19 protein-coding genes, 8 pseudogenes and 1 riboswitch are annotated in these 25,442 nt (G+C 69.4%); of the genes and pseudogenes, 12 read left to right on the forward strand and 15 right to left on the reverse strand.

Translation table 11 applies throughout. The annotated features are described in order from the left end of the window. Positions 1-429 (forward strand): annotated as a pseudogene (locus AB0947_RS40700) (alpha/beta hydrolase); the annotation flags it as partial. Positions 430-500: 71 nt separating this feature from the next. Beyond that, positions 501-794, forward strand: a pseudogene (locus AB0947_RS40705) (NAD-dependent epimerase/dehydratase family protein); the annotation flags it as partial. A gap of 60 nt (positions 795-854) precedes the next feature. On the opposite strand, the gene AB0947_RS40710 reads toward AB0947_RS40705, so the two are convergent. The 7 genes from AB0947_RS40710 to AB0947_RS40740 form a co-directional block, all read right to left on the reverse strand. Continuing rightward, a complete protein-coding gene (locus AB0947_RS40710) occupies positions 855-1,361 on the reverse strand; it encodes an NUDIX domain-containing protein (RefSeq protein ID WP_366755423.1) in 507 nt (168 codons plus the stop codon). 157 nt (positions 1,362-1,518) lie between these two features. Further along, a complete protein-coding gene (locus AB0947_RS40715; protein ID WP_366755424.1) occupies positions 1,519-2,052 on the reverse strand; it encodes an HIT domain-containing protein in 534 nt (177 codons plus the stop codon). 59 nt (positions 2,053-2,111) lie between these two features. Continuing rightward, on the reverse strand, positions 2,112-3,323 hold the full coding sequence (locus tag AB0947_RS40720; protein WP_366755425.1) for a methyltransferase: 1,212 nt from the start codon (positions 3,321-3,323) through the stop codon (positions 2,112-2,114). Between the two features lie 138 nt (positions 3,324-3,461). Beyond that, positions 3,462-4,250 carry a class I SAM-dependent methyltransferase gene (locus tag AB0947_RS40725; RefSeq protein WP_366755426.1) on the reverse strand — a complete coding sequence of 263 codons (789 nt, stop codon included), beginning with the start codon at positions 4,248-4,250 and terminating at the stop codon, positions 3,462-3,464. Then, positions 4,238-5,713 carry an NUDIX domain-containing protein gene (locus AB0947_RS40730; RefSeq protein ID WP_366755427.1) on the reverse strand — a complete coding sequence of 492 codons (1,476 nt, stop codon included), beginning with the start codon at positions 5,711-5,713 and terminating at the stop codon, positions 4,238-4,240. Before AB0947_RS40730 ends, AB0947_RS40725 begins: the two co-directional genes overlap by 13 nt. Positions 5,714-5,787: 74 nt before the next feature. Continuing rightward, on the reverse strand, positions 5,788-7,815 hold the full coding sequence (locus AB0947_RS40735; protein ID WP_366755438.1) for an ABC transporter ATP-binding protein: 2,028 nt from the start codon (positions 7,813-7,815) through the stop codon (positions 5,788-5,790). A gap of 447 nt (positions 7,816-8,262) precedes the next feature. Further along, on the reverse strand, positions 8,263-9,363 hold the full coding sequence (locus AB0947_RS40740; RefSeq protein ID WP_366755428.1) for a phosphotransferase: 1,101 nt from the start codon (positions 9,361-9,363) through the stop codon (positions 8,263-8,265). Between the two features lie 544 nt (positions 9,364-9,907). Between AB0947_RS40740 and AB0947_RS40745 the strand changes: the two genes are divergently transcribed. Together AB0947_RS40745 and AB0947_RS40750 are read left to right on the forward strand one after the other, a co-directional pair. Next, on the forward strand, positions 9,908-10,297 hold the full coding sequence (locus tag AB0947_RS40745; RefSeq protein WP_366755429.1) for a hypothetical protein: 390 nt from the start codon (positions 9,908-9,910) through the stop codon (positions 10,295-10,297). A 137-nt stretch (positions 10,298-10,434) separates the two neighbouring features. Next, positions 10,435-10,611 (forward strand): annotated as a pseudogene (locus AB0947_RS40750) (helix-turn-helix domain-containing protein); the annotation flags it as partial. A 450-nt stretch (positions 10,612-11,061) separates the two neighbouring features. Here AB0947_RS40750 and AB0947_RS40755 read toward each other — a convergent pair. From AB0947_RS40755 to AB0947_RS40775, 5 genes and pseudogenes are all read right to left on the reverse strand, one after another. Then, positions 11,062-13,590 carry a caspase family protein gene (locus AB0947_RS40755; protein WP_366755430.1) on the reverse strand — a complete coding sequence of 843 codons (2,529 nt, stop codon included), beginning with the start codon at positions 13,588-13,590 and terminating at the stop codon, positions 11,062-11,064. A gap of 6 nt (positions 13,591-13,596) precedes the next feature. Next, positions 13,597-14,019 (reverse strand): hypothetical protein, encoded by a 423-nt coding sequence (locus AB0947_RS40760; RefSeq protein WP_366755439.1) that lies wholly within the window; start codon positions 14,017-14,019, stop codon positions 13,597-13,599. A gap of 78 nt (positions 14,020-14,097) precedes the next feature. Further along, positions 14,098-14,202: pseudogene (locus AB0947_RS40765) on the reverse strand (transposase); the annotation flags it as partial. Between the two features lie 168 nt (positions 14,203-14,370). Continuing rightward, positions 14,371-14,844, reverse strand: a complete 474-nt coding sequence (locus tag AB0947_RS40770; protein ID WP_366755431.1) for a hypothetical protein — start codon at positions 14,842-14,844, stop codon at positions 14,371-14,373. A gap of 15 nt (positions 14,845-14,859) precedes the next feature. Then, positions 14,860-15,033 (reverse strand): hypothetical protein, encoded by a 174-nt coding sequence (locus tag AB0947_RS40775; protein ID WP_366755432.1) that lies wholly within the window; start codon positions 15,031-15,033, stop codon positions 14,860-14,862. A gap of 599 nt (positions 15,034-15,632) precedes the next feature. Here AB0947_RS40775 and AB0947_RS40780 point away from each other — a divergent pair. From AB0947_RS40780 to AB0947_RS40805, 6 genes and pseudogenes are all read left to right on the forward strand, one after another. Continuing rightward, positions 15,633-15,842 (forward strand): annotated as a pseudogene (locus AB0947_RS40780) (ricin-type beta-trefoil lectin domain protein); the annotation flags it as partial. A 140-nt stretch (positions 15,843-15,982) separates the two neighbouring features. Continuing rightward, the gene (locus AB0947_RS40785; protein ID WP_366755433.1) at positions 15,983-17,521 is read left to right on the forward strand and encodes an arabinofuranosidase catalytic domain-containing protein; all 1,539 of its coding nucleotides are present in this window, start codon (positions 15,983-15,985) and stop codon (positions 17,519-17,521) included. Between the two features lie 461 nt (positions 17,522-17,982). Continuing rightward, a pseudogene (locus AB0947_RS40790) lies at positions 17,983-18,139 on the forward strand (hypothetical protein); the annotation flags it as partial. Positions 18,140-18,199: 60 nt separating this feature from the next. Then, complete coding sequence (locus AB0947_RS40795; RefSeq protein ID WP_366755440.1) at positions 18,200-18,505, forward strand: hypothetical protein; 306 nt, start codon at positions 18,200-18,202, stop codon at positions 18,503-18,505. Positions 18,506-18,574: 69 nt separating this feature from the next. After that, positions 18,575-20,557, forward strand: coding sequence for an alpha-L-fucosidase (locus AB0947_RS40800; protein WP_366755434.1), 1,983 nt, complete (start codon positions 18,575-18,577; stop codon positions 20,555-20,557). Between the two features lie 73 nt (positions 20,558-20,630). Next, positions 20,631-21,938, forward strand: a complete 1,308-nt coding sequence (locus AB0947_RS40805) for a ricin-type beta-trefoil lectin domain protein (RefSeq protein ID WP_366755441.1) — start codon at positions 20,631-20,633, stop codon at positions 21,936-21,938. A gap of 662 nt (positions 21,939-22,600) precedes the next feature. Continuing rightward, positions 22,601-22,757: riboswitch (cobalamin riboswitch) on the reverse strand. 243 nt (positions 22,758-23,000) lie between these two features. Here the strand turns inward: AB0947_RS40805 and AB0947_RS40810 are convergent. Beyond that, positions 23,001-23,111, reverse strand: a pseudogene (locus tag AB0947_RS40810) (3-hydroxyacyl-CoA dehydrogenase family protein); the annotation flags it as partial. 336 nt (positions 23,112-23,447) lie between these two features. Between AB0947_RS40810 and AB0947_RS40815 the strand changes: the two are divergent. Further along, positions 23,448-23,537 (forward strand): annotated as a pseudogene (locus AB0947_RS40815) (TerD family protein); the annotation flags it as partial. A gap of 84 nt (positions 23,538-23,621) precedes the next feature. On the opposite strand, the gene AB0947_RS40820 reads toward AB0947_RS40815, so the two are convergent. Together AB0947_RS40820 and AB0947_RS40825 are read right to left on the reverse strand one after the other, a co-directional pair. Beyond that, on the reverse strand, positions 23,622-23,846 hold the full coding sequence (locus AB0947_RS40820; protein WP_366755435.1) for a hypothetical protein: 225 nt from the start codon (positions 23,844-23,846) through the stop codon (positions 23,622-23,624). A gap of 570 nt (positions 23,847-24,416) precedes the next feature. Beyond that, positions 24,417-24,926 carry a helix-turn-helix domain-containing protein gene (locus AB0947_RS40825; protein ID WP_366755436.1) on the reverse strand — a complete coding sequence of 170 codons (510 nt, stop codon included), beginning with the start codon at positions 24,924-24,926 and terminating at the stop codon, positions 24,417-24,419. Positions 24,927-25,116: 190 nt separating this feature from the next. On the opposite strand from AB0947_RS40825, the gene AB0947_RS40830 reads away from it, so the two are divergent. Beyond that, the gene (locus tag AB0947_RS40830; RefSeq protein WP_366755437.1) at positions 25,117-25,362 is read left to right on the forward strand and encodes a hypothetical protein; all 246 of its coding nucleotides are present in this window, start codon (positions 25,117-25,119) and stop codon (positions 25,360-25,362) included. The last annotated feature ends 80 nt before the right edge of the window (positions 25,363-25,442 follow it).

Here is a 25,442-nt window from a genome sequence, read left to right on the forward strand (position 1 = left end):
GTGGATCTGCTGGTGCTGGTCAACGCGATGGTCCCCCTGCCGGGCGAGACGCCAGGACAGTGGTGGGACAACACCGGATCGACGGAGGCCCGCGTCGCGGCAGCCGAAGCAGGCGGGTACACCGCCGAGTTCGACCTGGCCACCTACTTTCTTCACGACGTGCCGGACGAGATCGTCGCTACCGGCGCGGCGCACGAGCGGCCTGAGGCCAACGTCGCATTCAGCCAGCCTTGTGACATTGAGCGGTGGCCAGACGTGACCACACGCGTGCTCGCCGCGGCCGGGGACCGCTTCTTTCCCTTGGAGTTCCAGCGCCGAGTGACGCGCGACCGCCTCGGGATCGACATCGACCAGGTGCCGGGCGGGCACCTGGTTGCGCTGTCGCGCCCGGCCGACCTGGTCAACCGGCTGATCGAGTACCTGCCCTGAACAGCGGCGGAACGTTCCCCTGACAGCGCCACAGCGCCGTCGCGCACAGCCCAGAACCATGAGCCCGAACGTTGTCGACACCGTCACTTTCCGGACGATCTCGCGCAACCTACGGGGCAGGACCAACACGGCCGGCCTCGACTGGATCGCCCCTGCGCTACACCAACGTCTTCGGCCCCGACGAGACCGACAAGGGCCCCATGGCCTCGATCCTGTCCCAACTCCTGCAACAAGCCGCGCGCACCGGGCACATCCGCCTCTTCGACGACTCCCTCACCGCCGCCCGCGACTACATCCACGTCGAGACCCTCACCACCACCCTCGCGCGCCTCGCCACCACCCGACAACCGGCGCTCGCCGCGGTCTACAACCTCGGCTCGGGCTGCGCCATCTCCTTCGCCGACCTCACCCAATGGTGCGCCCGGCTACATCGCGAGGCCACCGGCCAACCGCCGCACGTCGAACTCGTACCAAACCCTGCGCCCGACGCCTACCAGTACTTCACCAGCGCGGACATGACCGCACTCGACAAGGCCCCGCCCGACAGGCTGACCGACTCGGCCGCTACCGTCGAAGCCCACGTCGCCGACCTGTTCGCGACGTTCCGCGTCCGGGTCGTAGGCAATCAGGTCGCCTGGCTCCTGGAAGTGCACGGCCATCCGCGCGCCGACCCGGTAGGCGTCCAGTCCGGCCCGGCAGTACGCGACCATTGGCTCCGGCAGGTTGTCGAGCGCGAACCACTCCATGGCGTCGCAGACCCGATGTTCCATGACCTCCGGGATGCCCTGCCAGCGCTTCACCTCGAAAAACACCCCGAGGCGGGCGCCGCCGGCCGGGGAGCGGTGGTGCACGGTGACGGCCGCGCGGACGTCGGCCGGGTCGACGACGATGCCGGCCTCTTCCCGGGTCTCGCGCACCAGAGCCGTGACCACGTCTTCCCACGGACCGTCCAAGTGCCCGCTGACCAGATGCCAGCATCCCGCCGCACGTCGCCGGCCCGCCGGGACAGCAGCACCTCGGTCCCGGCCGCGCCGTCGCGAACGGCGATCAGGTGGACGTCGAGCGGCTCGGTGTGCCGCTGGCCGCCGGTCATGCCTCCCCCGACAGGGACCGCAGCGCGGCGGCGTCGGCCAGCAACCGCGCCTCGTCCTGGCGTCCGCCGGCGAGGAACTCCCACGGCAGCGGCCCGCCCGGGGACGGATCGGTGTCACCGGCGTACCGGGGGCAGATGTGGCTGTGCAGGTGGGGTACGACGTTGCCGAGAGTGGAGTAGTTCAGCTTCACCGGCTCGTAGAAGGCCGTCAGAGCCTTGCCGAGTGCGAGGGTGTCGCGCCAGCAGGCGGCGGCGTCGGCTTCCGGCAGGTCGGTGGGCTCGGCGACGTGCGGGGCGCCGCGGTGGATGAGCACGCAGTAGCCGCGGACGCGCCCGCTGCGCCACAGATAGGCGTTGGCTACCTCACCGCGGCGAAGCAGCAAGCCCCAGCCGATGTCGGCCGAGGCGTAGTCGTTCGCACACATCGGGCACCCGTCGCCGGAGCGGTGGCGGAGGAAGTCCTCGGGCCAGCCGGCCGGCACGGAGGAGCTGTCGGCTTGGGGAGGAAGGGGGTGGTGATGCTGGGGCATCCGTACTCCGTTCGCTGAGCGGCTGGTGGGCGCGGTAAGGGTGTTTCGCGCGGGCGAGGTCACGACCTCGGCCGGGGAATGCCGGTGAGGGTCGGTAGCGTCCAGGTCAGCGCCTTCGGCTTCGCGCCGGACGTGACGGTCTGGGCCCCGGTGCCAGCGGTGAGGTCGACGGTGTACGACTCCGGCCGGTCGGCTTCCTCCCAGCGGGCGTGGAGCGCCTCGAGTTCGGCCCACACGTCACGCGGCCCGCAGACGCGGACAGTCCCTTCGGCGGGGCCGGCGACGGCCCAAGAGTCGTCGTGGGGCGCGACGATGGTCATGGTCTTGGCATGGAAGTCCCGAACCAGACCGGGCGCGAGGTATGCGGCGGCAAGCCAGAATCCGTAGGCGTCGTCCGGCGGCGGGGCGAGCCGGGTCGGTCGTGCCCTGCCGGGGTCGGCTTTGATGCGGGCGCGGTGGTCCAGGGCGTTGAGCCACCGGTAGCCGAGCAAGGGCCGGTGCCCGCGCGGCCGGCCCTGAAGGACCGCCTCGACCGTGCCGGCCGGGGTACGGGTGACCAGGAGGTCCCCGGGCCAGCTCGGGGTGCGGGTTGCGAGCGTGGTCAGCAGCCGTCCGCCGGGTGCGAGCTGTTCCAGCCACGGCGCCGGGACGCAGGGAACGCCGATCCCCGAGTGGATGCGGTCGTACGGTGCCCGCGGCTCGTGCCCTTCGAGAGCGTCGCCCTCGACCACGGTCGCGCCGACACCGAGGCGGTCCAGGTTCCGCTGGACGAATGCCGTCATGCGTCCGTCCCGCTCCACGCCGGTGGCGAGTCCGGGGCCGGTGATGGTGGCGGCGAGGGCCAGGGAGACGCCGGGGCCGGGGCCGAGCTCCAGATACCTGTGTCCGGGGCTGAGTTCCAGGGCTTGGAGGGCTTCGACGGTGGCGGGGGTGTAGGTGGACATGGACGTCATGTGTCCGCCGGTCACCGGGCCGCGGGGGAGTGCGTCGAGGGGTTCGCCGTCGCGCTGGAGCAGGATCGACTCGTCGCTGTGGATCAGGTCGAGCCACTCCTCCTCGTCGTCGGGGTGGGAGCCGTCGAGGAGGCGCCAGTCGATCGGGTCCGCACCCGGGCCGCCGATCCGGACGTAGGCGTGCGGGAGCAGGACCTCGCGCCGCACGTGGAGCAGCGCGTCGCGCAGCAGCACATTGGTCAGTACGCCGTCCGCCGTGAGCCGGTCGACCATGCCGGCGCGCCGACGGCTCGTCGCTTCATGGAGGTCAAGAGGCATGAACGGCGTCCTTCGTGGAAGTCGGCATGGTGGTCAGGCGGCGGACCGGCGAGACCCACAACAGTGCTGAGGGCACGAGGTTGGTGCGCAGAGGAAGGGCGGCAGCGCCTTCTGTGGCCGCGTCATGGACTGTGCTGGTCACGATCGGCTCCGCTCCGGCCGGCGAGCCAGGGTGTGCACGAGGTGGCCCATGTCCCGGTAGGGGCTCCGCGAGGACGCGGCCCACTCCAGCTCCAGTGCCGCCGCGTATGCGGCCGGATCCGGAGCCCAGGTGTCGTCGAAGTGGTCGTTGAAGATCCGAACGCCCTGCCAAGGCTGCGGAATCAGCCCGTGCTCGGCCGCGAGCCTGTCGAGGGCGTCGGGGTCGTCACCGCGGGTTTCCCGGCCGAGATTGCCGATGCTCCGGTCCGCTCCGGACACGATGAGTCGGCGCGCGGCCTGGTAGTCGCCGGCCAGGGCCTCACGTGCACCGATTGACCGGCGGTTCTTGGCGAGGATACTCAGCAGACCGCCCGGTGCGACGAGCCCTGCCAGACGGGCGACCGCGGTGTCGGGCTCGTCCAGATACATCAGCACGCCGTGGCAGCACACCGCGTCGAACAGCTCCCCCTCGAAGGGGAGGGAGTCCAGGCGTGCGTCGACCAGCCGGACGCGGTCGGCGAGCTCGGGCCGGGCCTCGAGACGGCCGGCTGCGGCAGCCAGCATCCGGGCGGACGGATCGCCGCCGGTCACCTGGTGGCCGGCCGCGGCGAGGCGCAGCGTCATCTCGCCGTTCCCGCAGCCGACGTCCAGAATCCGGGCGGGCGTGGCCGGGAGCTCGGCGAGAAGCCGGCGTTCCACCAGGTCGTGCCGCAGGCGGCCACGCGCGCTGTCGGAGTGGGCGGCGTACGCGGCCCCCACCGAGTCGAATCCGGTCACCGCGTCCATCCCAGTTCCGTGTAGGCACGGCCGGCCTGGATGCCCTCGATGGCCGCTCGGGTGTAGTCGACGGTCGGCTCGGGCAAGTCCTTGACGTTCCACCACCGCCAGGACACGCACTTGTCGGGCTCCCGCAGCGTCGGCTCACCCACCCAGCGGCGGGCACGGAAGAAGAGCTGGACCCGGGGTGGGTCCGTGGGCCGTTCACGCATGTGCACGGTGTGGACGAGCTCGACGTCGGCCGGTTCGAGAACAAGTCCCGCCTCTTCATCCGCCTCCCTCACGAGGCAGGCACTCGCGGCCTCCGCCTCGCAGTGGCCCGCCAGCACATGCCAGGAACCGCCCGCGTACGCCGAGTCCGGATGCCGTAGGCCCAGCAGGACATGGCCGTCCCGCTCCAGGTAGAGGTGGACACCGACCACGTTCAGCACGGTCCCGGACGGCGCCTCCGACCCCGCGGTCCCTGCGGGCGCCGTCGGACCGCCGGCGGGCAGGGGGTGATCGACGGCGTGCTGCTCCAGCAGTTCCCGTGTCGAGGGCAGCATCGTCATGTGCGGGAACTTCTCGGGCCGCACCCAGGCGAGCATCACGCCCTCGGTGAGGGGCAAAAGGGCCGGGTCGCCGTTCCAGAGGCCGGTGAACAGCTGGATCGGCACCCTGGTTCCGTCGATGCCGGTGACGTGCTCGACCGCGTACGGCTCCAGGTCCGCGACCGCCAGTCCGGCCTCCTCGCGCAACTCCCGACGGACCGTGTCGAGCAGGGTACGGTCCTGCGGCTCCCGGCCGCCGCCGAGCAGCGACCAGCACCCGGGCTCCCAGATCCACGGCTTGTTGGCGTCCCGCAGATGCAGCAGATACCGGCCGTGGCCGTCGTGGATGATCGCGGAGGCGTTCACTGGTTCCGGCTGTCCGTCCAACCCCGCATCGAGGAGTTTCGCGCGCAGTGTCGGCGAGGTGACCTCCGACATGGCGAGCCACTCGGCGCCGGACACCTCCTCGTCCTGCAAGGTGACGGCCGGCGGCTCCTCCTCGGCGAGGTAGAACGCGTAGCGGACGTCGTAGTGCTCGTGGGCCGGTTCGCCCTTGGCGGGGTTGGCGTCGATGGGGTGGACGTCGATGTCGACCGGGGAGCCGAGCGTCTGCCGGGTCAGGCACAGGGCTCCGGGCGGGATCCCGGTCTCCTCCGCCATCTCGCGCAGCGCTGCGGCGAGCAGCGTGCGGTCCTCGGGCTCGATGTGGCCGCCGGGGGTGAGCATGCGACCAGTGGCCCGGTGCCGGATGTGCAGGACCCGGCACCGGCGGTCGATCACGACGGCGCTGCACGTGACGTGCCCGGGCAGCGTCGTCCGGACGGTCACGTCGACGGGACGGTCCAGCGCGGCGAGCAGGCCGGCCAGGGCGCCGCGCTCGCCGGGGTGGCGGCTGAGGTACGTCCCGACGGTCTTGCGGATCGAGGAGGAGCTGGGTGGCATGAGCGTCGTCTCGCCTTCGACATAGGGGGCGGGGTGCTTCGGGGTCGGGCTGGTGGAAGTTGCGCAGCTGAAGGTCAGCTCGCCGCCTCGTGGCCGGACGGCTGGACACCACGGGGGCCGGGAAGCCTGTCGGTCCCCGGCGCGAGCCCGTACTGGGCGGCCTGGGCGGTGAACATCCCCTGATACAGGCCGCCCGCGCGAGCCATCAGGTCCTCGTGCGTGCCTTCCTCGACGACGCGCCCCTGATCGAGGACGTAGATGTGGTCGGCGTTCATGGTCGCGGCGAGCCGGTGGGTGACGAGGACGACCGCGTGCCCCTGCTCGGCCAGGGACCACAGCCCCTGGAACGAGGCGATCTCGGCATGCGGGTCGAGCGCGCTGGTCGGCTCGTCGACCAGCAGAAACGGCGCCTGTCGATACCTTGTTCGGGCGGAGCCGAGCTTCTGCCACTGCCCGCCCGAGAGCTGGACACCGCGCTCGTAGCCCTTGAAGACGATCGAGTCCCAGCCGTGCGGCAGGCCCTCGACCAGGTCGAGCACGCCCGCCTCCTCGGCGGCCTGGCGCACACGGTCCATGTCCCGGGGGCGGTCGCCGGCACCGATGGCCACGTTCGCGGCCGCCGTCATCTCCCAGCGCGGGAAGTCCTGCGCCAGCACCCCGACCGCGGCGAACACCTGGGCACGGTCAGCCTCACGGAGCTCAACCCGATCGCCCGACCCGCCCTCCCACCACACGCTTCCTTCCGTGGGAAGCAGCAGCCCGGACAGCACCTTCGTGAGCGTGGTCTTCCCAGAGCCGTTCGCCCCCACCAGGGCCGTCACCTTCCCCCGGGGAACCCGCACACTCACGCACTTCAGGGCCGGGGAGTCCGCTCCCGGATAGGTGAACGACACCGCCTCTGTCCGCACCTCCCGCACCGGGGCGGGCAACGGCTTCCCGGAGCTCGGGATGGCGTTCTCCCCGGCGATCTTGATGGCGTCCTCGGTGTCGGTGAGGAACAGCAGTTCTTCGTACAGCCGGTTGACCTGCTGTACCAGCGACGTAAGCCGCGCCGTCGACGTACGGATGGCGATCACCGCGGTCCCGCCGACCGCGAGCGGCAGACGACCGGTCGACAGCAGCCACCACAGCACCCCGTAGCAGGCCAGCGACGCCGCCCCGGCGAACGCTCCCGCGACCAGATCTGTCGAGGCCTGCGCCCGGGCCAGGCGCCGCTGCTCCGCCTCCGTCTGCTGCGACATCTCCTCATAGCTGGACAGCAGCTTCGTGCCGGCGGCGTGCACGCGGATCTCCCCGGCGGCATGCGGGCGGGTCAGGTAGGCCAGCAGCGAGGCGATCGCCCGGCGGTGGTCGACCCAGTTCAAACGCGAGAGATAGTCACGGCGCGCCGAGCGGACCGCTCCCCAGCCCTTGGGCAGTGCGATCGCCAGCAGCATCGGCAGCAAGGTCCAGTGCAGCGACGCGAGGACGACCGCGGCCGCCGCCATGCCGATCACCACATTGCCCACGCCCACCGACAGCCGCAGCATGCTGCGGGCGGAGTCGGTGCCGAACTTCCCCGCCTCCAGGATCCGCTGGACTTCAGGCCGCTCGGTCGCCTCGACTTCCACACCGGTGACGGCCGTGTAGTACCGGGCGGAGACCGCCCGCTCCACCTGCGGCTCCAGCCGGCCCGACATCGCCGTCGACCACGCCGTCAGCACTGCTGCCGCCACCGCCGCGACCGCGAGCACCGCCAGCGCCGGCAGCGCCTCGCGGAGCTTGTCCGCGGTCGGACCGTCGGCGAACAGCTGCGTGAGCACGCTGTTGACCGCCACCAGCCCCCACCCGGCCGTCACTCCCTGCCCGAGCTGCGCCGCCACGAGACCGGCGAGCGCCCGCCGGTCCGCCTGCCAGCCGGTGCGCAGCACCATGCCCACCATCCGGGGGAGCGCGGCCGCCATGTGCCCGAAGCCCAGCCGGGTGAGCGGGCCTTCGTGGCGCACGTAGGACTGGTCGTAGCGCAGTCGGCCCCCGTACAGCTCCCGCTCGGCGTCCGAGATGTTGTCCGCGCCTGCGGCCTTCGGACCGCTCCCGCTCTTGTCGCTGCCTGGTTCGACCAGCGTCAATGTATTCCCCCTTCGTGGACGTGGTGGTGGCGTCGACGTGCTCAACGACGCCGCACGATTTCGAGCACCTGTTCCTTTCAGACGGGTTGCGCACCCTGTGATTCAGCGGGTTTCCGAAGGTGTGAGGTGCACCGACCCTTGCCGCACAAGGACACGCGGCTCGAGGACGGTTGGCCGAAACGCCGATGCTCGGTCGTTGAGGCCGTGAGGTCAGCGGGATGCCCGCCCGCCTCCCGTGGCGCCCTGAGACCGCTGACGGGCGAGCCGCAGCGGTTGACGCACATGGGCATGGGGTTGCCCCAGGTGAGACGGTTGTCGGAGGTGGCGAAGGGGCGGGTGCCGGGTGCCTCCCGGAGTGCCTGAGAGCTGGGCCGAGTTCCGGTGCAGGCGTGGGGCCCTCGGGGCTTGGGTGAGTTACGCCGGCCTTGAGGGGCCCTGAACTCAGTGAAGAGCGTCACGTAGGGCCTCTTCGATGACAGGTAGCCGGTCCAGCAGCATCAGAGCTGCCTCGTGCCGCACCCGCCCGTAGGCCTCCATTGCGGCGTCGACGATGTGCGACCTTCCCACTGGTACCGACAGTGGAAAGGCCGAGCAGAGCATGGCTGCACGGCCGACACGAAGTGAGGACGCGAGGTCGTCCGCGGACGCCTTCGGGTTGGCGTCCCGGCAGGCCAGGGTGAGATCGGTGTATCCGGTGAGCCGGCTCTCCGCACTGTTGTCCAGCACGCTCTTGGGGTCACAGCCGAGACGCGCGATCTCCCAGGCGAGGTACCCGGGTGCGGGCGGTCGAAAGTCCACGATCGCGGCCACCTCGTTGTCCTTGAACAGAACGTCGGGGCCGGCGGTGTCGCCGTGCAGGATCTGGACGGTCAGCTGGGGAAGCGAAGCGAGGGTGCGCTCGACGTCCCCCAGGATGGCTTGTCGCTCGCGCGCCGCCTGCAGCGCCCACGCCTCGAATTCCCCGAGCCTGGGCCTGTGCTCGTACGCATGGATCAGGCGCTCGAAGCGGTCCCGTGAGGCGGCCACGTCGCACACTGCGGCACCAGGTTCTGGGGTGGGCGCGACGGCGGGGTGAGCGGCGAGCCGGGCGTGGAGACGGCCCATCCCTGTGCCGGCGGCTGCCCACCGTGCACCCCTCAGCCCGCCTTCGGCCGTCGCGGTGTGCGGCACGTAGGACCACAGGGACATCGGCAGGCGGCCGTGGGTCGCGATGAGTTCGTGCTTGCGCGTGCGGGTCGCCCGCGCGGTCGCGACACCTCCGTCGGCGCAGTACTCGGACAGTTCGACCGACGTCCGCTCCGGATCCAGGTGCTCTCGCGTGCGGTAGACCTTGGCGAAGTGCCGCCGGCCCGCCTGGGCCACGACGGCGTAGTTGACCGTCGCGGTGCCCTCCGGGATGCGCGTTGTCTCGGCCGGGTGCAGTCCGTACGCGAGTACCAGCGTGTCGGCGATCGCCATGATCTGGTCCCCCTCCGCGGTACGGCCGGGTGTGGAAGGCGCGGCGACGGAATGGGGGGCGGGCTGCTGAGATGGGGTGGACATGGTCTCCTCGTCGAAGCGCACAGCGATAGCGGTTAGATGATGGGCGGGCGGCAGGCGGTCGGGATCATCAGGACGCGGGCGTGGACCGTCGCCGCCAGGTGCTCACCGAGCTGCGGCGGGCCGCGCCGGGTGCACAGGAGCCGCAAGATCGCCGTACAACGCTCCGTCAATGCGGTCATCGGCTTGCGCCTCCCTCGTTCGAGGTGTCGCAGTACCCGGGTCCGATCCGGCACCGCCCCAGCTGCTGGCGGGGAACCGGCCCACCAAGCCGACACCGCGGCTCCTCGCCGCGTGACTCGGCTGATCGAGGCGACGAACGCGGTAACCGACGCCGGTCTTCCATGGCGGGCGAGAAGGGCCGGTTCGGCATCGCGCAGGCGGGGCGTAGGGCCGGCCGGCGGGTGCCGCGGCAACAGATAGGGGGCTCTCGTCGCATAGAGTGCGGGCGCGCGGGTGTCCACGTCGTCCACCCGAGGATGATCTCGGACGCCTTCGTTCTCGTCTCCGCAGGCATCCCTTCGGGCCGCACCACCAGGAGGAACCAGTGTCGTCGCCGCAAGTGATCAGCCCCGCAGAGAAGCTCGCCGAGGCGAAGAAGCTGCTCGGATTCCCTCGAATTGTTGCGATGTGCGGCTCCACTCGTTTCATGGCCGAGATGGCTGAGGCCGATGTGCGGGAGACCAAGGCCGGACGGATTGTCGTCAAGCCCGGTTGCGACCTGAAGTCGCCGCACGAGCTCTGGTCCGATCCTGTCGAGGCTGAGGCGCTCAAGGTTCGACTCGACGAGCTGCACCGGTCGAAGATCTTGCTGGCCGATGAGGTACTCGTGGTCGGCGACTACATCGGTGACAGCACCAGGGCCGAGATCGCCTACGCCCGGTCGCTCGGCCGGCCCGTGCGGTTCACCCACCCCGAAGTCGACCCCGACGCCTGAGAGCCCCCCGGACACCCTCCGCAGGGACACCGTCGGAGTAGGTCATCCGGCGGGTGGCGTGGTGGTGAGAACGCACTCGTGCAGCGGAGGAGCGCATCGCGCCGGTCAGCTTGTCGCGGCGGCCCCCGAATACCGATCAGCAAACCCTCCGTCTCGAACGCGCCGAACACCTCATCACCCACGGCGCCACGGTCGACGCCGCCGCCCGCGCGGTCGGCTTCGAGGACCCCCGCATGCTGCGCCGCCTGAGGGCTCGCGAGCACGGCTGCACACCGATAGCTGCACGAGAACGTGCCGGACGGGCAGGGTGGTGACACCATCACGAGGGCGGCTGCAGCCGTGTTCGCGGTCCATGCCATGGCAGGGAACCCCCGATGAGCTGGTCACACTGGCGCGATCCGCCGATGAAGTACACGCCAAGCTCACCGACCTGCCCGACAACGAGTCCCACACCACTGACGCCGCCGACGCGAGGCCTCGGAGAAGGTGCAGGGGCGAGTGCACCCTGCGCCGATCCCTGGCGCTGGCCGACCGGCTGCCCACCCGGCGCAGCGTCCTCGCCTTCGCCCGGGGCCGACGAGACCGACGCCAAATGTCCGAGGTCATGGTCCGCATGTGCGCCACAGCGGGTGATCCCGCCCCTACGTGGGCGCGGTGAACAACTCGCCGTCGACGCCAATGCGGCAGCCACGGATAGGCAAGACCAGTGAAGGCGGCCTCGCCATCGGGACCCGGCTGCCTGTAGTTGTGCGGTGCCGCTCCCGTCAAGCGGGCGGGACACGGTCGTGGAGCGGCGACGCGGCGGCTGCAAAGCGCTCTTTGGCGAATCTGCGCATTGCCGCATCCAGGCGCTCCGCGGAGACGCCCAGCGCGCCCGTGTTGGATCGAAGGGTGACGATCCGCAGTTGGGCACCGGTGAGGTGCGCCCCAAGTCGCCACAGGCCTCGGTATTGGGCGGCAACGTCACGACGCAGCCACACGACGAATTCGTCGTGGGCTCTCTTGCTGGTGGTCGAGGTTAGACGATTCACCTGCTGGATGTGCTCCCAGGGGATGGCCCTTCGGTACGTACGAGTGCTAAGGGTGAGGGCCTCATCATCAATCTGGACGGTGAAGGGGGTACGGGAAAGCCTAAAAACAGCCATCAGGACGAGGAATTCCGTGCAGACAGCCAGAAGTTGGAGCCACGATCCAGCTGCGGATTCAGCGGTTTCAAGTGAGAAGGCAGATGCTGCGTGACTGTATAGGATCGCCGTTGAAATCACGCCGGTCATCACTGCGACAGCGGTGCCCAGCCCGAAGAAGCTGCCCTTGTAGTGGGCTTCGTGATCGTCGTCCTGAACGATTCCGTGTTCTGGGCGGGGACGGGGATCCCAAGCGTGAGGAGCGTACCGTTGGACGGCTGCCTCGATCTCTTTGCGGGAGACGCCCAGAGAGACGAGGTCGCACACGAGGACGCCGTGGAGGCGATCCTCGGCGCGTGCCAGCAGAACGCCGAGGCGTGTGGCGGGACGCGCCGGCGGTTTCCCGTCACGGAGCCTGAGGAACAGCGCCCCGTTCGCCAGGGTGGCGCGCCGCCACGACATGACCCCTACGCGGTCTATCTGCTCCCAAGACCAGTGGCGTGCGCGATCCTTGCTTTCGTAAGTGATGCCATCCGCGCCGATGGTCAGCCTACCCCGGTGCCAAAGGAGCAGCACTGGGAGCACTCCCAGGGTGAGGAGAAGGAGGGTCCACAGACCCAGGGATACGAACGCCCAGTCGTAGCGGTGAGGAGACGTAGCGCCAAGGACCACCGCGGCAGGACTGCAGGCAAACGCCATGCATGCGACGCTGACCGCGATCACGTGCACTCGGCGCGTCGTACGGCCTTGCACAGCGCGGGGCTCAGCCAGACGTGTCGCGGTGTATCCGGCCTGCTGCGCGGCGTCCGTCTGCGTCCAGACACCGTCGCCGGCAAAGCGCTTGAGTGCCTGGTCGACCTCATAGGGCGTGGTGTCCAGACGGCCGAGATCAGCGACGCAGATGCTGTCTTGGTTGCGTCGGCGCCAGGTATGCCGGGACAACCAGGGAAGTGTCGAGGGCGTCCCCTCTCTCAGCCGGAGCCTGAGCAGAAAACGGCCACGTCGGTGAGGCCACACCGGCGCCCACAAGACCTTGGCCTCGAGAATGCGGTGCCAGTGATAGCGGGCAACGTGCCGTTCCTCCGGTCCGCGCCGCACCTGGATGCCCTCGGCCGACACTTCCAGGTTGTACGGGGCGACCAGACGTCGATATCCCAGCCAGCCAATTCCCATGGCCGGAAGGACGCTATAGGCCACCGCCCAGTCAGGGACCTGATCTTCGAGGACCACGCTCCCCCTGCCGACCTTGTACATCAGCAGGGGATCGCTGGCAGCGATGCCCCAGACTGTGCCAACCAGGGCGAAGAGGACGAGTACCAGAAGGAGCATTGCGCAGCCGCCGGAGCGCTTGGCGAAACGCGCTGTGTCATCGTGTTCACCTCGCGCGGTCTGCATGGGTGCCTGTTCGGACTGCTGCAGGAGACCGACAGGTGCTGAATACTGTGCATTGAAGGCGAGGGGCACCCCACCAGCCGAATTCTGTGCGATCAAGCGAGGTCTGGGGCGCCCGCGTTGGACCAGATTGCGGTGTGCGTGCTCGAACGCCGTTCTCACGTCCAGCAGTTGCGGTCCGTCTGGAACGCCATGATTGAGGATCTGGAGCAACTCGCCGGTGAAGGCGGTGTTGCGCTCTGCTGGATAGAACATGGCCTTCTTCGTCGGCGGGGACGCTGCCAGCACACAAGTCCCTTCGACCGTAGCCTGTTCGGCAAGGTCGATGTCGTCTCCCATCACGGTCGCGCGGCCGGCATAACAGCAGTCCAGGATGACGATCCGGCGATCAGCGCGGGTCCCTTCGACGGCGTGGCGCAGATCCTCGTACAGGATCCCGCTCCACGCCTTGTGAGCCTGGCTGTGGGGGAGGGTGAGGAAGAGCCTTTCCTGGTGTCGATCGATCTGGCCGTGGCCCGCGTAGTAGACCAAAAGCGTGTCTGTGGCCTCCGCTGCGGCCTGCTCCACCGCGGCCATGACCTGCTCACGGCTGGTCGGGTCAAAGAGGGTTTGGCAGTGCTCGTCGGGCAGGCTCCACGACCGCGGGCTGGTCAGCAGGTGTTCCAGGTCCGCCAGATTGCGCTCCACGTGCGGCAGATCGGACAACTCGCGCTCGCGATAGTTGCTGACACCGATCAGGACGGCACGGCTCCTGCCAGGGCTTGGCATCCGCACCATGGCTGCCTACGTGCTCATGTCCTCGATCGCACCCGGAGCGGGCGTAGGGGGTTCGCTGTCCTCCGCGGCCGCGCGCAAGGCGGCGACAACGCGCCGCACCTGCTCCTCATCGTCACCGGTGACTTCGACTTCCGTCTGCGCCACGCGCAGCGTGGTGCGGCCGGCATGCGGACGCGACTGCCGCCACGCTGCCACAGCCACGACCAGCGACGCAGCTGACCAGGCGTTGTTCAAGACGACTTCGACGATGTCCAGGGCAGAGCCCATCTCGCCTGGTGCGGTGGCCGTGCTGGGCAGACCGATGCGGGCGGAGCGCAGTTCGTCGTCCGTGCTCAGCCACCGGCACAAAGAGCGCAGCTCCGCTTCATCCTCGCCCACCCGAACCTCAACGCGCATCCAGTCCCTCCCCAGAGCACCGATACTCTGCATTCTGCCCCTACCTTCGCGCGCTGACTTCCAGTTCGCCGCATCTGCCTCGGCAACCGCCGTAGGATCCCTGTCTTTCGGCTGGAGCGCCTCACGTTTGAACGTCGCGTTGAAGGACTCGGCGAGTGCGTGGTCCGAGCTGGAGCCGATCGCGCTCATGGACCGGCGAACGCCGGCCCTGCGGCAGGCGTCGGAAGTCCGTCTGCCAGGCAGAGCCGCCACTGAGCCGTACCCGAGCCTTCGACAACTGCGTTCCCCTCTCAACCGGGCCGTGAGTCACCGGCGCGCCACGGCGTGAGGCCAACATCGAGGACCATGGGGGCACGGCACAAGAGCACTGGAGAACGAACTACTTCACCGGCTGGCTCCTGCGGGCCACAGCACCCGCACCGGGACGCCGGTTTGTTCCGCGTACGCCACCACGTCCGCGGTGCCCCCGTATCCCCGTGCCGGTTTCCCGTCCCATACGGCGATCAGCTCGTCCACCAGGCCGACGAGGATTTCGGATCCGGCCTGATGGGCTTTGGAGGTCGACGCGGTGATGCCGGTGTGGTGGACGTCGGCCGCGCGGGAGAGGAGCCGGTCGTAGACGGGGTGGTGCCAGTCGGGCAGGCCCTGGCGGTACTCGGTGGCCGGGATGACGACCTCAAGTCGGCCGCCGTGGTGCAGGACGGTTTCGGCGAACCAGGAGTCGGGTCCGTCGGCGATGCACGAGACGCCGACGAGTTCGGCCGTGTCGTACTGGCTGACCTGGTCGGCCAGGAGAGTCCGCACCTGCTCCTCGACCTGCGTGCTCAGTCCGCGGTGCCCGGTGATCCCCACCCTCATGCGTGGTCACCCTCCCTACAGGTAGACGCCGTGCAGGCGTTCATAGAAGTCGCGCACCACTTTCGGCGGTGAGCTGGTGGTGAGGCTACGGCGCACACCGCGGGCGCGTTCCACGGTCCGGCCGGAGCGGTACTGCAGGCCGACCTCGAGCGCGTCTCGCTGCCACGGGCTGAGATCACCCCGCAGCATTCACCAGGTCCGTCTATTCGGCCTCGGTCGTCCCGGCCCGCGCTCGATCCGCAGCCGCTGATGTCTCGAAATTTCGGATGCTCTTCGTAAATCCAGGGTAGGGCGCGGGTGCCGGAGGGGCGACCGGCTGTGGCCACGCCCTCCGGGAGTGGCGCCGCTCCTCTGCCGAGGGGTGCCCATGTGCACAGCTCTGCCAGGTGGTTTAGTCGGGTGTGTCTACGGCGTTGTGCCTTCACGGGTGCCGCGAACGTTTCGCTGTGATTGCCGATTCATGTTGCAGGTATTGACGCCGTTCACCGGTTCCCTATTATCCACGGTGCCCGATACTCCGACAGTAGTTCGATATATCGAACAGAGATCGGAATTGCTCCGCTTGTCAGTGCATCTCCGTCGCCACCGCGGTGGCCGAGCCGTAAGGGGCATGTCGCACCATGTATATGTCATGGCCTCGTCAGATTTTTGGGGAGTACCTGCCCGTCAGAACCAGGCACCGTTCCGCGCCCGCACCAGGCCCTTCCGGTGCGGTGTGCCGCCGGGGAGCGGGGCGGCGACCGGTTGACCGGGTACGGAAGCAAGGGCCTGGACGTCCCGGATCGCGCCACCACCAGACCACACCGGGGACGAAGGTGGAGATCTGGACCTGCAACGGCCAGACCAATCAGCAGTGGACGCTGAACGCGGACGGCACGATCACCGGCGTCGAGTCCGGCCTGTGCCTGGACGTCACCGGAGGGGTCGGCTCCGGCGGAAGCCTCGTCCAACTGTCGACCTGCAACGGCGGCAGCAGCCAGCGGTGGACGCCGGCATGAGTCCCCCCTTCACGCCGCGGCCGAGCCCCGACCGGTCAGCCTGCCGCGTGTCTGCCGGCCGCGGACAACCGGGCGCCTCCGCACCGACCACAGACAGCTACGGCGCCGCCGTGGGGCGGCACCCTCACATAGGAGGTCTCATGACCGGATCAGCCGTCGACCGCCGGCGGAGGCGAGGGAAAGCCGCGCTCCTCGTCGTCCTGGCGATGCTCGTGGCCGCGTTCGGCACAACGGCGTTCGCCGCGTCCTTACCGACCGGCACGGCCACCACCGCCCGCCCGGCCGCCCACTCGGCGAAAGCCATCGCGGCCGACGGGTCGCTGCCGTGTGACATCTACGCAGCGGGCGGTACGCCGTGCGTGACGGCGCACTCCACCACCAGGGCGCTCCTCGCGTCGTACAACGGGCCGCTGTACCAGATCCAGAGGTCCTCCGATCACAGCTACCGCGACATCGGAGTGCTGGGCGCGGGCGGCTACGCCGACGGGGCGTCGCAGGTCTCCTTCTGCTCGGGCACGTCGTGCACGATCACGAAGATCTACGACCAGACCTCCAAGCACAACGACCTGCCGATCTCCTGGGGCGGCTACTGGAAGGGGCCCGGTCCCAACGGAGCCGACGTCGGGGCCGACGCCATGGCCCTGCCGGTGACCGCGGGCGGTCACCAGGTCTTCGGTGTCAAGGTCAAGCCCGGTGTCGGCTACCGGATCGACCACGCGAACGGCGTGGCCACCGGTTCCCAGCCCGAGGGCATCTACATGGTGACGTCGTCGGACTACACCAACCAGTGGTGCTGCTTCGACTACGGCAGCGGCGAGAACTCCCACACCGACACGGGCAACGCCACCATGAACGCCATCTACTGGGGCAACGCCTGCTGGTTCGGCGGGTGCACCGGCAGCGGTCCGTGGGTCGAGGCCGACCTGGAGAACGGGATGTACCACACCAACACCGGCTCCAACAAGGATCCCAACAACGCCGGTGTGCACTACCCGTTCGTCAGCGCGTGGCTGAAGAACAACGGCACGAGCAATTTCACCCTCAAATACGGCAACGGCGCCGGCGGCGGCCTCACCACCACGTTCTCCGGCCCGCTGCCGAACGGCTACTCGCCGATGAAGCTCGACAGTTCGGTGCTGCTCGGCACCGGCGGCGACAACAGTGTCTCGGGCTCGGGCGAGTTCTTCGAGGGCGCGATGACGGCGGGCTACCCCTCCGACGCCACCGAGAACGCCGTGCAGGCCGCCATCACCGCGGCCGGCTACGGGACGGGCGGCGACACCAAGACGGGCGCGCTGCACGCCGTGGGTGCGGGCAGGTGCCTGGAGGTGCCGGGTTCGTCGACGACGGCGGGGACGCAGACCCAGATCCGGGACTGCACCGGCGCGGCGAACCAGACCTGGTCCCAGACCAGCGCCCGGGAGCTCACCGTGTACTCCGGCAGCAGCCGCCTGTGCCTGGACGCCTCCGGTCAGGGCACCAGTCCCGGTACCAAGGTCATCACCTGGTCCTGCAACGGCCAGTCCAACCAGCAGTGGAACGTCAACGCGGACGGCACTGTCACCAGTGCCCAGTCGGGCCTGTGCCTGGACGTGACCGGCGCCGCCACCGCCAACGGCACCCCCGTCCAGCTGTGGACCTGCAACGGCCAGTCCAACCAGAAGTGGTCGCTGAACTGACCCCTTGAAGGATCCGCGGCAGCCGGCCGGGGCGGCACGCGACCACCGCCCCGGCGCGTCACCGCACCGCCCACGCGCGGGACCGTCCCGCCCCTCACACAAGCCGCAGCGACGGACCGCACAGGAGGACCGGATGAGGACGAGAAGGCGTCGGCACGCAGACCGTCGGCCGGTGTGGGCGAGGGGACACACCTACGCGATGCACGGCGGCCGGTGCGGGCGAGGCCACACACCCACGCGATGCACGGCGACCGGGCGTGCTGCGTCACCCCGGACCCGGCCCGGAGTGCCGATCCGGAGCAGTGGCGGCCCGCAGCCGGCCGGTGACGGGCGACCGCACAGTCATCGGGCCCCGTGACACGGCTCCTGCCCTCCCGCACGGGGACACCTCCCACCTGTGAAAGGAATCCACCGTGTCAGCCTTCAGCCGGTTGTTCCGGCGCCTGCGCGTCCTGACCGCAGTGCTCGCGGGCCTGCTCCTGACCGCCGGCGGCATCGTCGCCACGACCGCCGCCCCGGCCCAGGCCGCCACCTCCCTCACGATCAACGGCGCATCCGGCGGCCGTACCTTCGACGGCGTCGGCGCCATCAGCGGCGGGGGCGGCAACAGCAGACTCCTGATCGACTATCCCGAGCCCCAGCGCGGCCAGATCCTGCGCCAAGCAGCACGGGCTGACCATCGACTACCTCGGCGGGTGGAACGAGCGGGGCTACAACGTCGCCTGGTACGAACAACTGCGCAGCGCGCTCGACAGCCACGGCTACGGCAACGTCAGGATCGTCGCGGCCGACTCCGACTGGTCCGTGGCGAACGACATCGACTCCGACCCGGCGTTCGCCTCCGCGGTGAGCGCCATCGGCACGCACTACCCCTGCGGCTACCGGTCGTCCCAGTCCACCTGCTCGGTACCGTCGGCCGCCACGTCGTCCGGCAAGACGCGGACCTGCAACGGCAACAGGAACCAGCAGTGGACGCGCGACTGATCCGGTGACCGGCCGACGACCACCGGCTCCCGCACCACCCCAGTCGACCACCCCCCGAGAGGCCTCCACATGTCTTCCTCCTCCCTGCCGGTCAGCCGCCGTCGACTGCTGGCGGCGGCCGGCGCGGCCACGGCCTTCGGCCTGCTGCGGTTCGCTCCCGAGGCCGCCGCGACCGACGGTCCCGGCAGCTACACCGCGAGCTGGCCGTCCGTGGACCAGCACCCCCCGGCCCCGGCCTGGTTCCAGGACGCCAAGTTCGGCATCTACTACCACTGGGGAGTCTTCAGCGTTCCCGCGTTCGGAAACGAGTGGTACCCGCGCAACATGTACATCGGGGGCTCGAACGAGAACATGCACCACATCGCCACCTACGGCGACCCTTCGGTATGGCCGTACCACAACTTCATCGACGGTGCCCGCGACAAGTCCGGCAACTACGTGCGGTTCGCGCCCGAACTGGCCTCCAGGGGTGGGGAATTCGATCCGGACGCCTGGGCCCGGCTGTTCAGGTCCGCGGGCGCCAGGTTCGCCGGCCCGGTCGCCGAACACCACGACGGCTTCTCCATGTGGAACAGCCGCGTCAACCCGTGGAACTCGGTCCAGCACGGCCCCCGACTCGACCTCGTGGGACTGCACGCGCAATCCATCCGCGGGCAGGGGCTGAAATTCATGGCCTCGCTGCACCACGCGTACCACTTCAACGGCTACTACGACCACGTGCCGTCCCAGTCGGACGCGTCGCTGCGCGTGCTCTACGGCCAGCAGGGCTCGGCAGCGGAGAACAAACTCTGGTTCGACAAGCTGGTCGAGGTCATCGACGGCTACCAGCCCGACCTGATCTGGCAGGACTTCGACCTGGGCCTGGTGCAGGAGTCCTACCGCCTCCAGTTCCTCGCGCACTACTACAACCAGGCCGTCTCCTGGAACAAGGACGTGGTCGCGACCTACAAGGACGGCCTCGACGCCAAGGGCGAGGTCTACGACTTTGAACGCGGCGGCCCGGCCGGGCTGCTCACCCCCTACTGGCTGACCGACGACAGCATCTCCTCCTCCAGCTGGTGCTACACGACGGGCATCGGCTACTACTCGACGCAGGCACTGCTCCACTCGCTGATCGACCGGGTCAGCAAGGGCGGCACCATGCTGCTGAACATCGCACCGACGGCCGCCGGCGCCATCCCCTCCGGACAGCAGTCCATCCTGCTCGGCATGGGCGACTGGCTCGGCCGCTTCGGGGAGGCGGTCTACTCCACCCGCTCCTGGACCAGCTACGGCGAGGGCCCCACCAAGATGGGCGGGGGCTCGTTCAGCGGACCGGTGGCCGGCACCGCCAAGGACATCCGGTTCACCCGCAGCCAGGACGACAAGATCCTCTACGCCACCGCGCTGGGCTGGCAGGGCGGCACCATGACCATCACGACCCTGAACTCCAACCAGTTCAACCTCAGCACCCTGACGAGCGCCCGACTGCTGAACAACGCCGCCGGCAGTTACACCGACCTGCCCGCACCGGTCCAGGACGCCTCCAGCCTGCACCTCACCATGCCCTCGGCCAACCCGCCGTTCAGCGCCCTGGCCTACACGGTCAAGCTCACCTTCTCCGGCCGGATCCCCCCACTGAGCGGGCCGGGCGGCTCGACCACCTGGGTGCGGATCGCCAACGTGACCAGCGGGCTGGTACTCGACAGCGGGGGCAATGTGGCCTCCGGCTCCAACCTCAAGCAGTGGAACTACGACGGAAGCGTCAACCTGCAGTGGCAGCTGATCGACCTCGGCAACGGCTACCACCGCATCATGAACCGCGCCAACGGCATGGCCGCCGACAGCTGGGGCGACTCCGCCAACGGCGCTCCCGCCCGCCAGGCGGCGTGGAACGGCGGCGACAACCAGCAGTGGTCGCTCAACAGCCTCGGCGGCAACCGCTACCAGATCATCAACCGCGGAACCGGCACCGCACTCGACGGCAGTGGCAGCACCACGGTCGGCTCCACCACGGTGATGTGGACGCCGAACTCCAGCACCAACAACGAATGGACCATCACCGGCACCTGAAACGCCGGCCACGGCGTCCCCTGCACCTCCTCACCCACGGAAGAAGGAGTGTATGAAACGCACACCACTCTTGATGTCGATCGCGGCTGCGATACTCCTCGTCCTGTCGGCCGCGGGCATCTCGTCCGGCAGCGCCCGCGCAGCGACCGCGCCGGCCACCACCGGCACCGTCAGGGCGACCGCCGGCTGTGGCAAGGCTCCGGCGCTGACGAGCGGCACCCACACGATCCAGAGCGGCGGCCAGACCCGCAGTTACCTCCTGCGGGTCCCCGCCGGCTACGACTACAACCACCCCTACCGGCTGATCTTCGGTTTCCACTGGCGGGGCGGCACGGCCGACGACGTCGACTCAGGTGGAACGGACGGGTACAACTGGTCCTACTACGGCCTGCGGCGCCTGGCCGACGCGAACAACAGCACCATCTTCGTCGCCCCCCAGGGCAACGGCAACGGCTGGGCCAACCCAGGCGGCCAGGACGTGGCCTTCGTCGACGCCATGGTCAGCCAGCTCGAAGCAGGCCTGTGCGTGGACACCACGCAGTTGTTCTCCGCCGGCTTCAGCTACGGCGGTGCGATGTCGTATGCCCTCGCCTGCTCCCGGCCCACGGTCTTCCGCGCGGTCGCGGTCTACTCCGGCGCGAACCTCAGCGGATGCGACAGCGGTACTCAGCCCATCGCCTACATGGGCCTGCACGGCATCAGGGACAACGTGCTGCCCATCGCGTCGGGACGGGGACTGCGCGACACCTTCGTCCGGAACAACGGCTGCACCCCGCAGAACCCGCCCGAGCCCGCCTACGGCAGCCTGACGCACATCGTCACCGCCTACTCCGGCTGCCGCTCGGGATACCCCGTCGTCTGGGCCGCGTTCGACGGAGCGGGCCACGACCCCGGCCCCATAGACGGTTCCACCGGTGACGGCTGGCGCACCTGGACATCGGCAGCGGTGTGGCAGTTCTTCACACAGTTCGACTCGAATCCGCCGCCGTCCACCGGCAACCATGAGATCGTCGGCGAGCAGTCAGGGCGCTGCCTCGACATCAACAACTCCACCACGGCCAACGGCACACAGGCACAACTGTGGGACTGCAACGGTGGCGCCAACCAAAGGTGGACCTACACCTCCGGAAAGCAACTGGTCGTCTACGGCAACAAATGCCTGGGCGCCGGCCAGACAGCGGCCAACGGCACCCCGGCGGCGATCTGGGACTGCAACGGACAGACAGACCAGCAATGGAACATCAATCCCGACGGCACGATCACAGCGCTGCGCTCGGGGCTCTGCCTGGATGCCAACGGCCAGGGGACCGCCAACGCGACGAAGATCCAGCTGTGGACCTGCGCGGGCGGCACGAACCAGCGCTGGCACTTGCAGAACTGACACACGGGCACATACGACACCGCTCTGACCTGGCCCCGGACCAAGCTTCGCGAGGTTGCATCGTCTGGAGCGAGTCGCCGGGGTTGATGCTGGGTGCTTGAACAGGTGAGGGCCTTCATGCGGCTGCTCAACAGGCATACCGGCCCGGGCGTCCCGGCAGAGGCGTTGCGACCGGACTCGGGGACCGGCCGCGACGCCCCTGCAACGCACACAGCGGCGGAGTACCCCTCGCCTGCACACGCACACTGAACCGAATCGGTGGCCTGATTATGTGCGGCTGTTTCGTCAGCCGACTACGCCGGGACCAAAGGGCCGGTCCCGGCTGCGCAGACTGCGCGGGATGCGGGGTGCGCCGCCGTCCCGCACGCCGCCCGGCCCGCTACCCCCGGCCCCGGGCCGTCCGGGTGCGCGCAACCGGCCCGTCCGCCCCGGCCTCGCCGCCGGGTCCCGAGTGCCGATTCGGCGGCAGCGGCATCGGCACAGGGGCGGCCGCGTCGTCGGAGAACGCGTCTGAGAACCCAGTGACGCACGGCCGCCTCCCGCGCGTGCCGCACTCGCAGCGGACCTGCTCAGCAGCTGCCACGCCGCCCGAAGCATGGCACGCGCAGGGCGCCTTTCAGCTCGACCAGGGCAGTACGGTCACGCCCGCGGCTTCGCCGAGCAGATCCTCGATCCCGAGGGCCGGAGCGTGACCACCGAGGAGGGCGGCATCTACCAGGCCGTCGCTTCCCAGGCCCTTCTCGGGCCCAGTGCGTATGACGGCGGTCGTTCCCGCTCACCGCTGCGGGGCAGTCCCGGATTTTCGCCGGGTTCCCTCTTGCGACGCATCCCGCCTGGCGGACGGGGCGAACCTACTGCACCGGCCAGCCTACGGGGCCACCGTCGGACTAGGGAGCAGGACGTCCGTCATCTGGACGGTGAGGCGGACCACATCGCGCCGGGCCGGCCACAGGGCGGGAAGCCTGCCGGACACGTGCTTCCCGCCCCTCCCCCGTCACGCCGCGCGGGGACCCTCACCCCTGCGGCGGCGCGAGCCCCTCAGCCCCGTGTCCCACCAAACCATCAGACCTGGTCGTAGGTGTGGAACCCCCGGCCGGTCTTCCTGCCGAACAGTCCCGCCTCCATCATCCGCTGGAGCAGCGGCGGAGGCGCGTAGAGCGGCTTCCGGAACTCGGCTCCCGGAAGCGGCAGACGCTGCTCCAGTATCAGCCGACGGACCGCATCGACGTCGCGACCGTGGACTGCGCACAGTTCCTCCAGGACAACGAACTGCGCGCTGACATACTCGTCATCGGCATCGGTCATCGGATGATCACCGTTGACCTCGTGGAACCGCTCGACGAGCTGCTGCTTCAGGTCCGTCTCCGAAGAACGAGAGCACCCACACCCTCACCTCCGCCCACCGGTCCACGATTCTTGACGATTACTCGCAGACGTACACCGGGCAGTTGTTGTGGTGAGTGCTGACCCGCTGCAGCCAGGCGCCGCCTCACCGCACCGGACTTCGAGGCGGGGGAAACGGTCGTGGTCCTCGCGGAGCTATACCGCCGCGGTGAGGGATGGAAGGTCCGAGCCGTGGGGCAGGGTTACGCCTCCGGAGGAACTGCTGCGCGAAGTCGATGACGGCGTGGGCGGTGCCCTCAGCCGTGTCCGGCCCAGCCTGCGCCCAGCTCCGCGGCGAGGTCACGAAGACGCGCCCCAACGCCTCCAGGGCGAAGTGTCCGCACATGGCTCGCCTGCGGCTGGGCCGGGCAGCGCGGTGACCGGGACGACGATCCGCGTCGCCGCGTCGACGAGCAGTTCGGGCATCCGCGGTTCGGCGCCGGCGAATTCGCGGGCGGCGTCGACGTCGTTGGCCTGGACGGCCCGGAGGTAGCTGAAGGCGCTGATGGCTTCATGCGGGGTCATCGGCGGGCCAGCGGCGTGGTGTCGGGCATGTACGGTTCCTCAACGTATGGGCCGCCCGGCTGATCGCGGCGGCCTCGAACCTGATGCTGGGCGTGCTGCCCTGTGGACAGAGCCCGGCGCCGACGCGGGAGAGCTCTGTCCTCTTCAGATTGATCACGATGCGGTCACGGTGGAGAGGTTCTTCAAGACCGGCGTCACACGAGAGCCGAAGACCTCATCTGTAGGCGGTGAACGGCGGCAGGGCCCGCCCCACCTTCCAGGAGCACCCTGTGGCGAGCACCGCAGACGAGCCCGAGCAGCCCCTTGACCGGACCGGACAGGCCCCCTCTGCGGACTCCTCCGTCACCCCCTCCGCGCCCCGTCGCCAAGGGCCGTACGTTCCCGCACGTGAGCCCCGGCGGTCAGGGGGCCGTCGCAGGTCCGACAACCCTCATGTCCAAAGGCGTCCTACTCACAGGAAGAACTCGACAGAGCCTCGGCGGACGCTGCAAGCGCTGGGGATCCCAGAGGGCGACGCCCGCCGCCCGCGCGAGGCCCCCGCTCGCGACCGGGCACGCGAAACCTGACCCCTCACGCCTGCCGCTCGCCCGCGTGGCCGGATGAGCCCGCGCCCGGCCCCGTCAGCGTCCAGCCCTCCGCGGTCACTTCTGCGTGCACCTCATCCTCGGTGACCGGCTCGCCGCAGTGGGCGCAGATCGGACGGGGGGTGAAGTCGTGGTCGTGGTGCCGTAGCTTCATCGGCGGGGAGGGCGTCAGCCAGCGGTCCCCCCAGCGCAGCAGTTCGCGGATGACGCCGAGCAGGTCGCGGCCGGCCTCGGTGAGGTAGTAGCCGTCGTGGCGCGGCTCGTCGGGCAGCGGACGGCGCTCCAGGATGCCGTCGGCGACCAGGCTCTTGAGCCGGGCGGAAAGGCGATCGGTGGGAGCGCCGGTGTTCTTGGCGATCTGGCGGAAGCGGTGGTTGCCGAACGTGACCTCGCGCACGGCGAGCAGCGACCAGCGGTCGCCCACCACCTGCAGGGCGGCGGCGATCGAGCAGGGGCGGCCGGGGACCTGGTACGGGTCGGTGCGTCGTGTGGTCATGATCCGAGTATCGCGCGTGGACTTTGATTGTCAAAGCTTGGGCAATGCCGAGACTCCCACGTCCGTTGTGGTTCGAATCTCAAAACGCGTCGCGCTTCGCTAGTTCCATGAGCCCATCGGTTTGGTTTTCAAAACACTGCTTGGCGTCGACCGTCATCCTCCTGGCGGTCTTCATGACCAACCTCGATCTGTGGATCGTCAACGTGGCGCTGCCCGCCATGGGCTCGTCCTTCGCCTCCTCCTCCGCCGGGCGGCCACGCTGGGCTCCTCGTCCTGGGTGCTCAACACCTACGCCATCGCCCTCGCGGCCCTCCTCGTCGTCGCGAGCCGCATAGGCGACCGGATCGGACAACGGCCGGTGTTCCTCACCGGCGTCACCGTCTTCACGCTCGCCTCGTTCGCCTGCGCGCTGACACCGGACCTAGGGCCTGTCTGACAATTCGCGTCTGCCGCGCGACGCCATGCACGCTCCCCCACTGCCTCAACGGCGTGGGAGGTGCCCCCACTCGCCGCACC

It is taken from the genome of Streptomyces sp. NPDC047841, from assembly GCF_040704085.1.
Lineage (GTDB): Bacteria > Actinomycetota > Actinomycetes > Streptomycetales > Streptomycetaceae > Streptomyces > Streptomyces argyrophylli.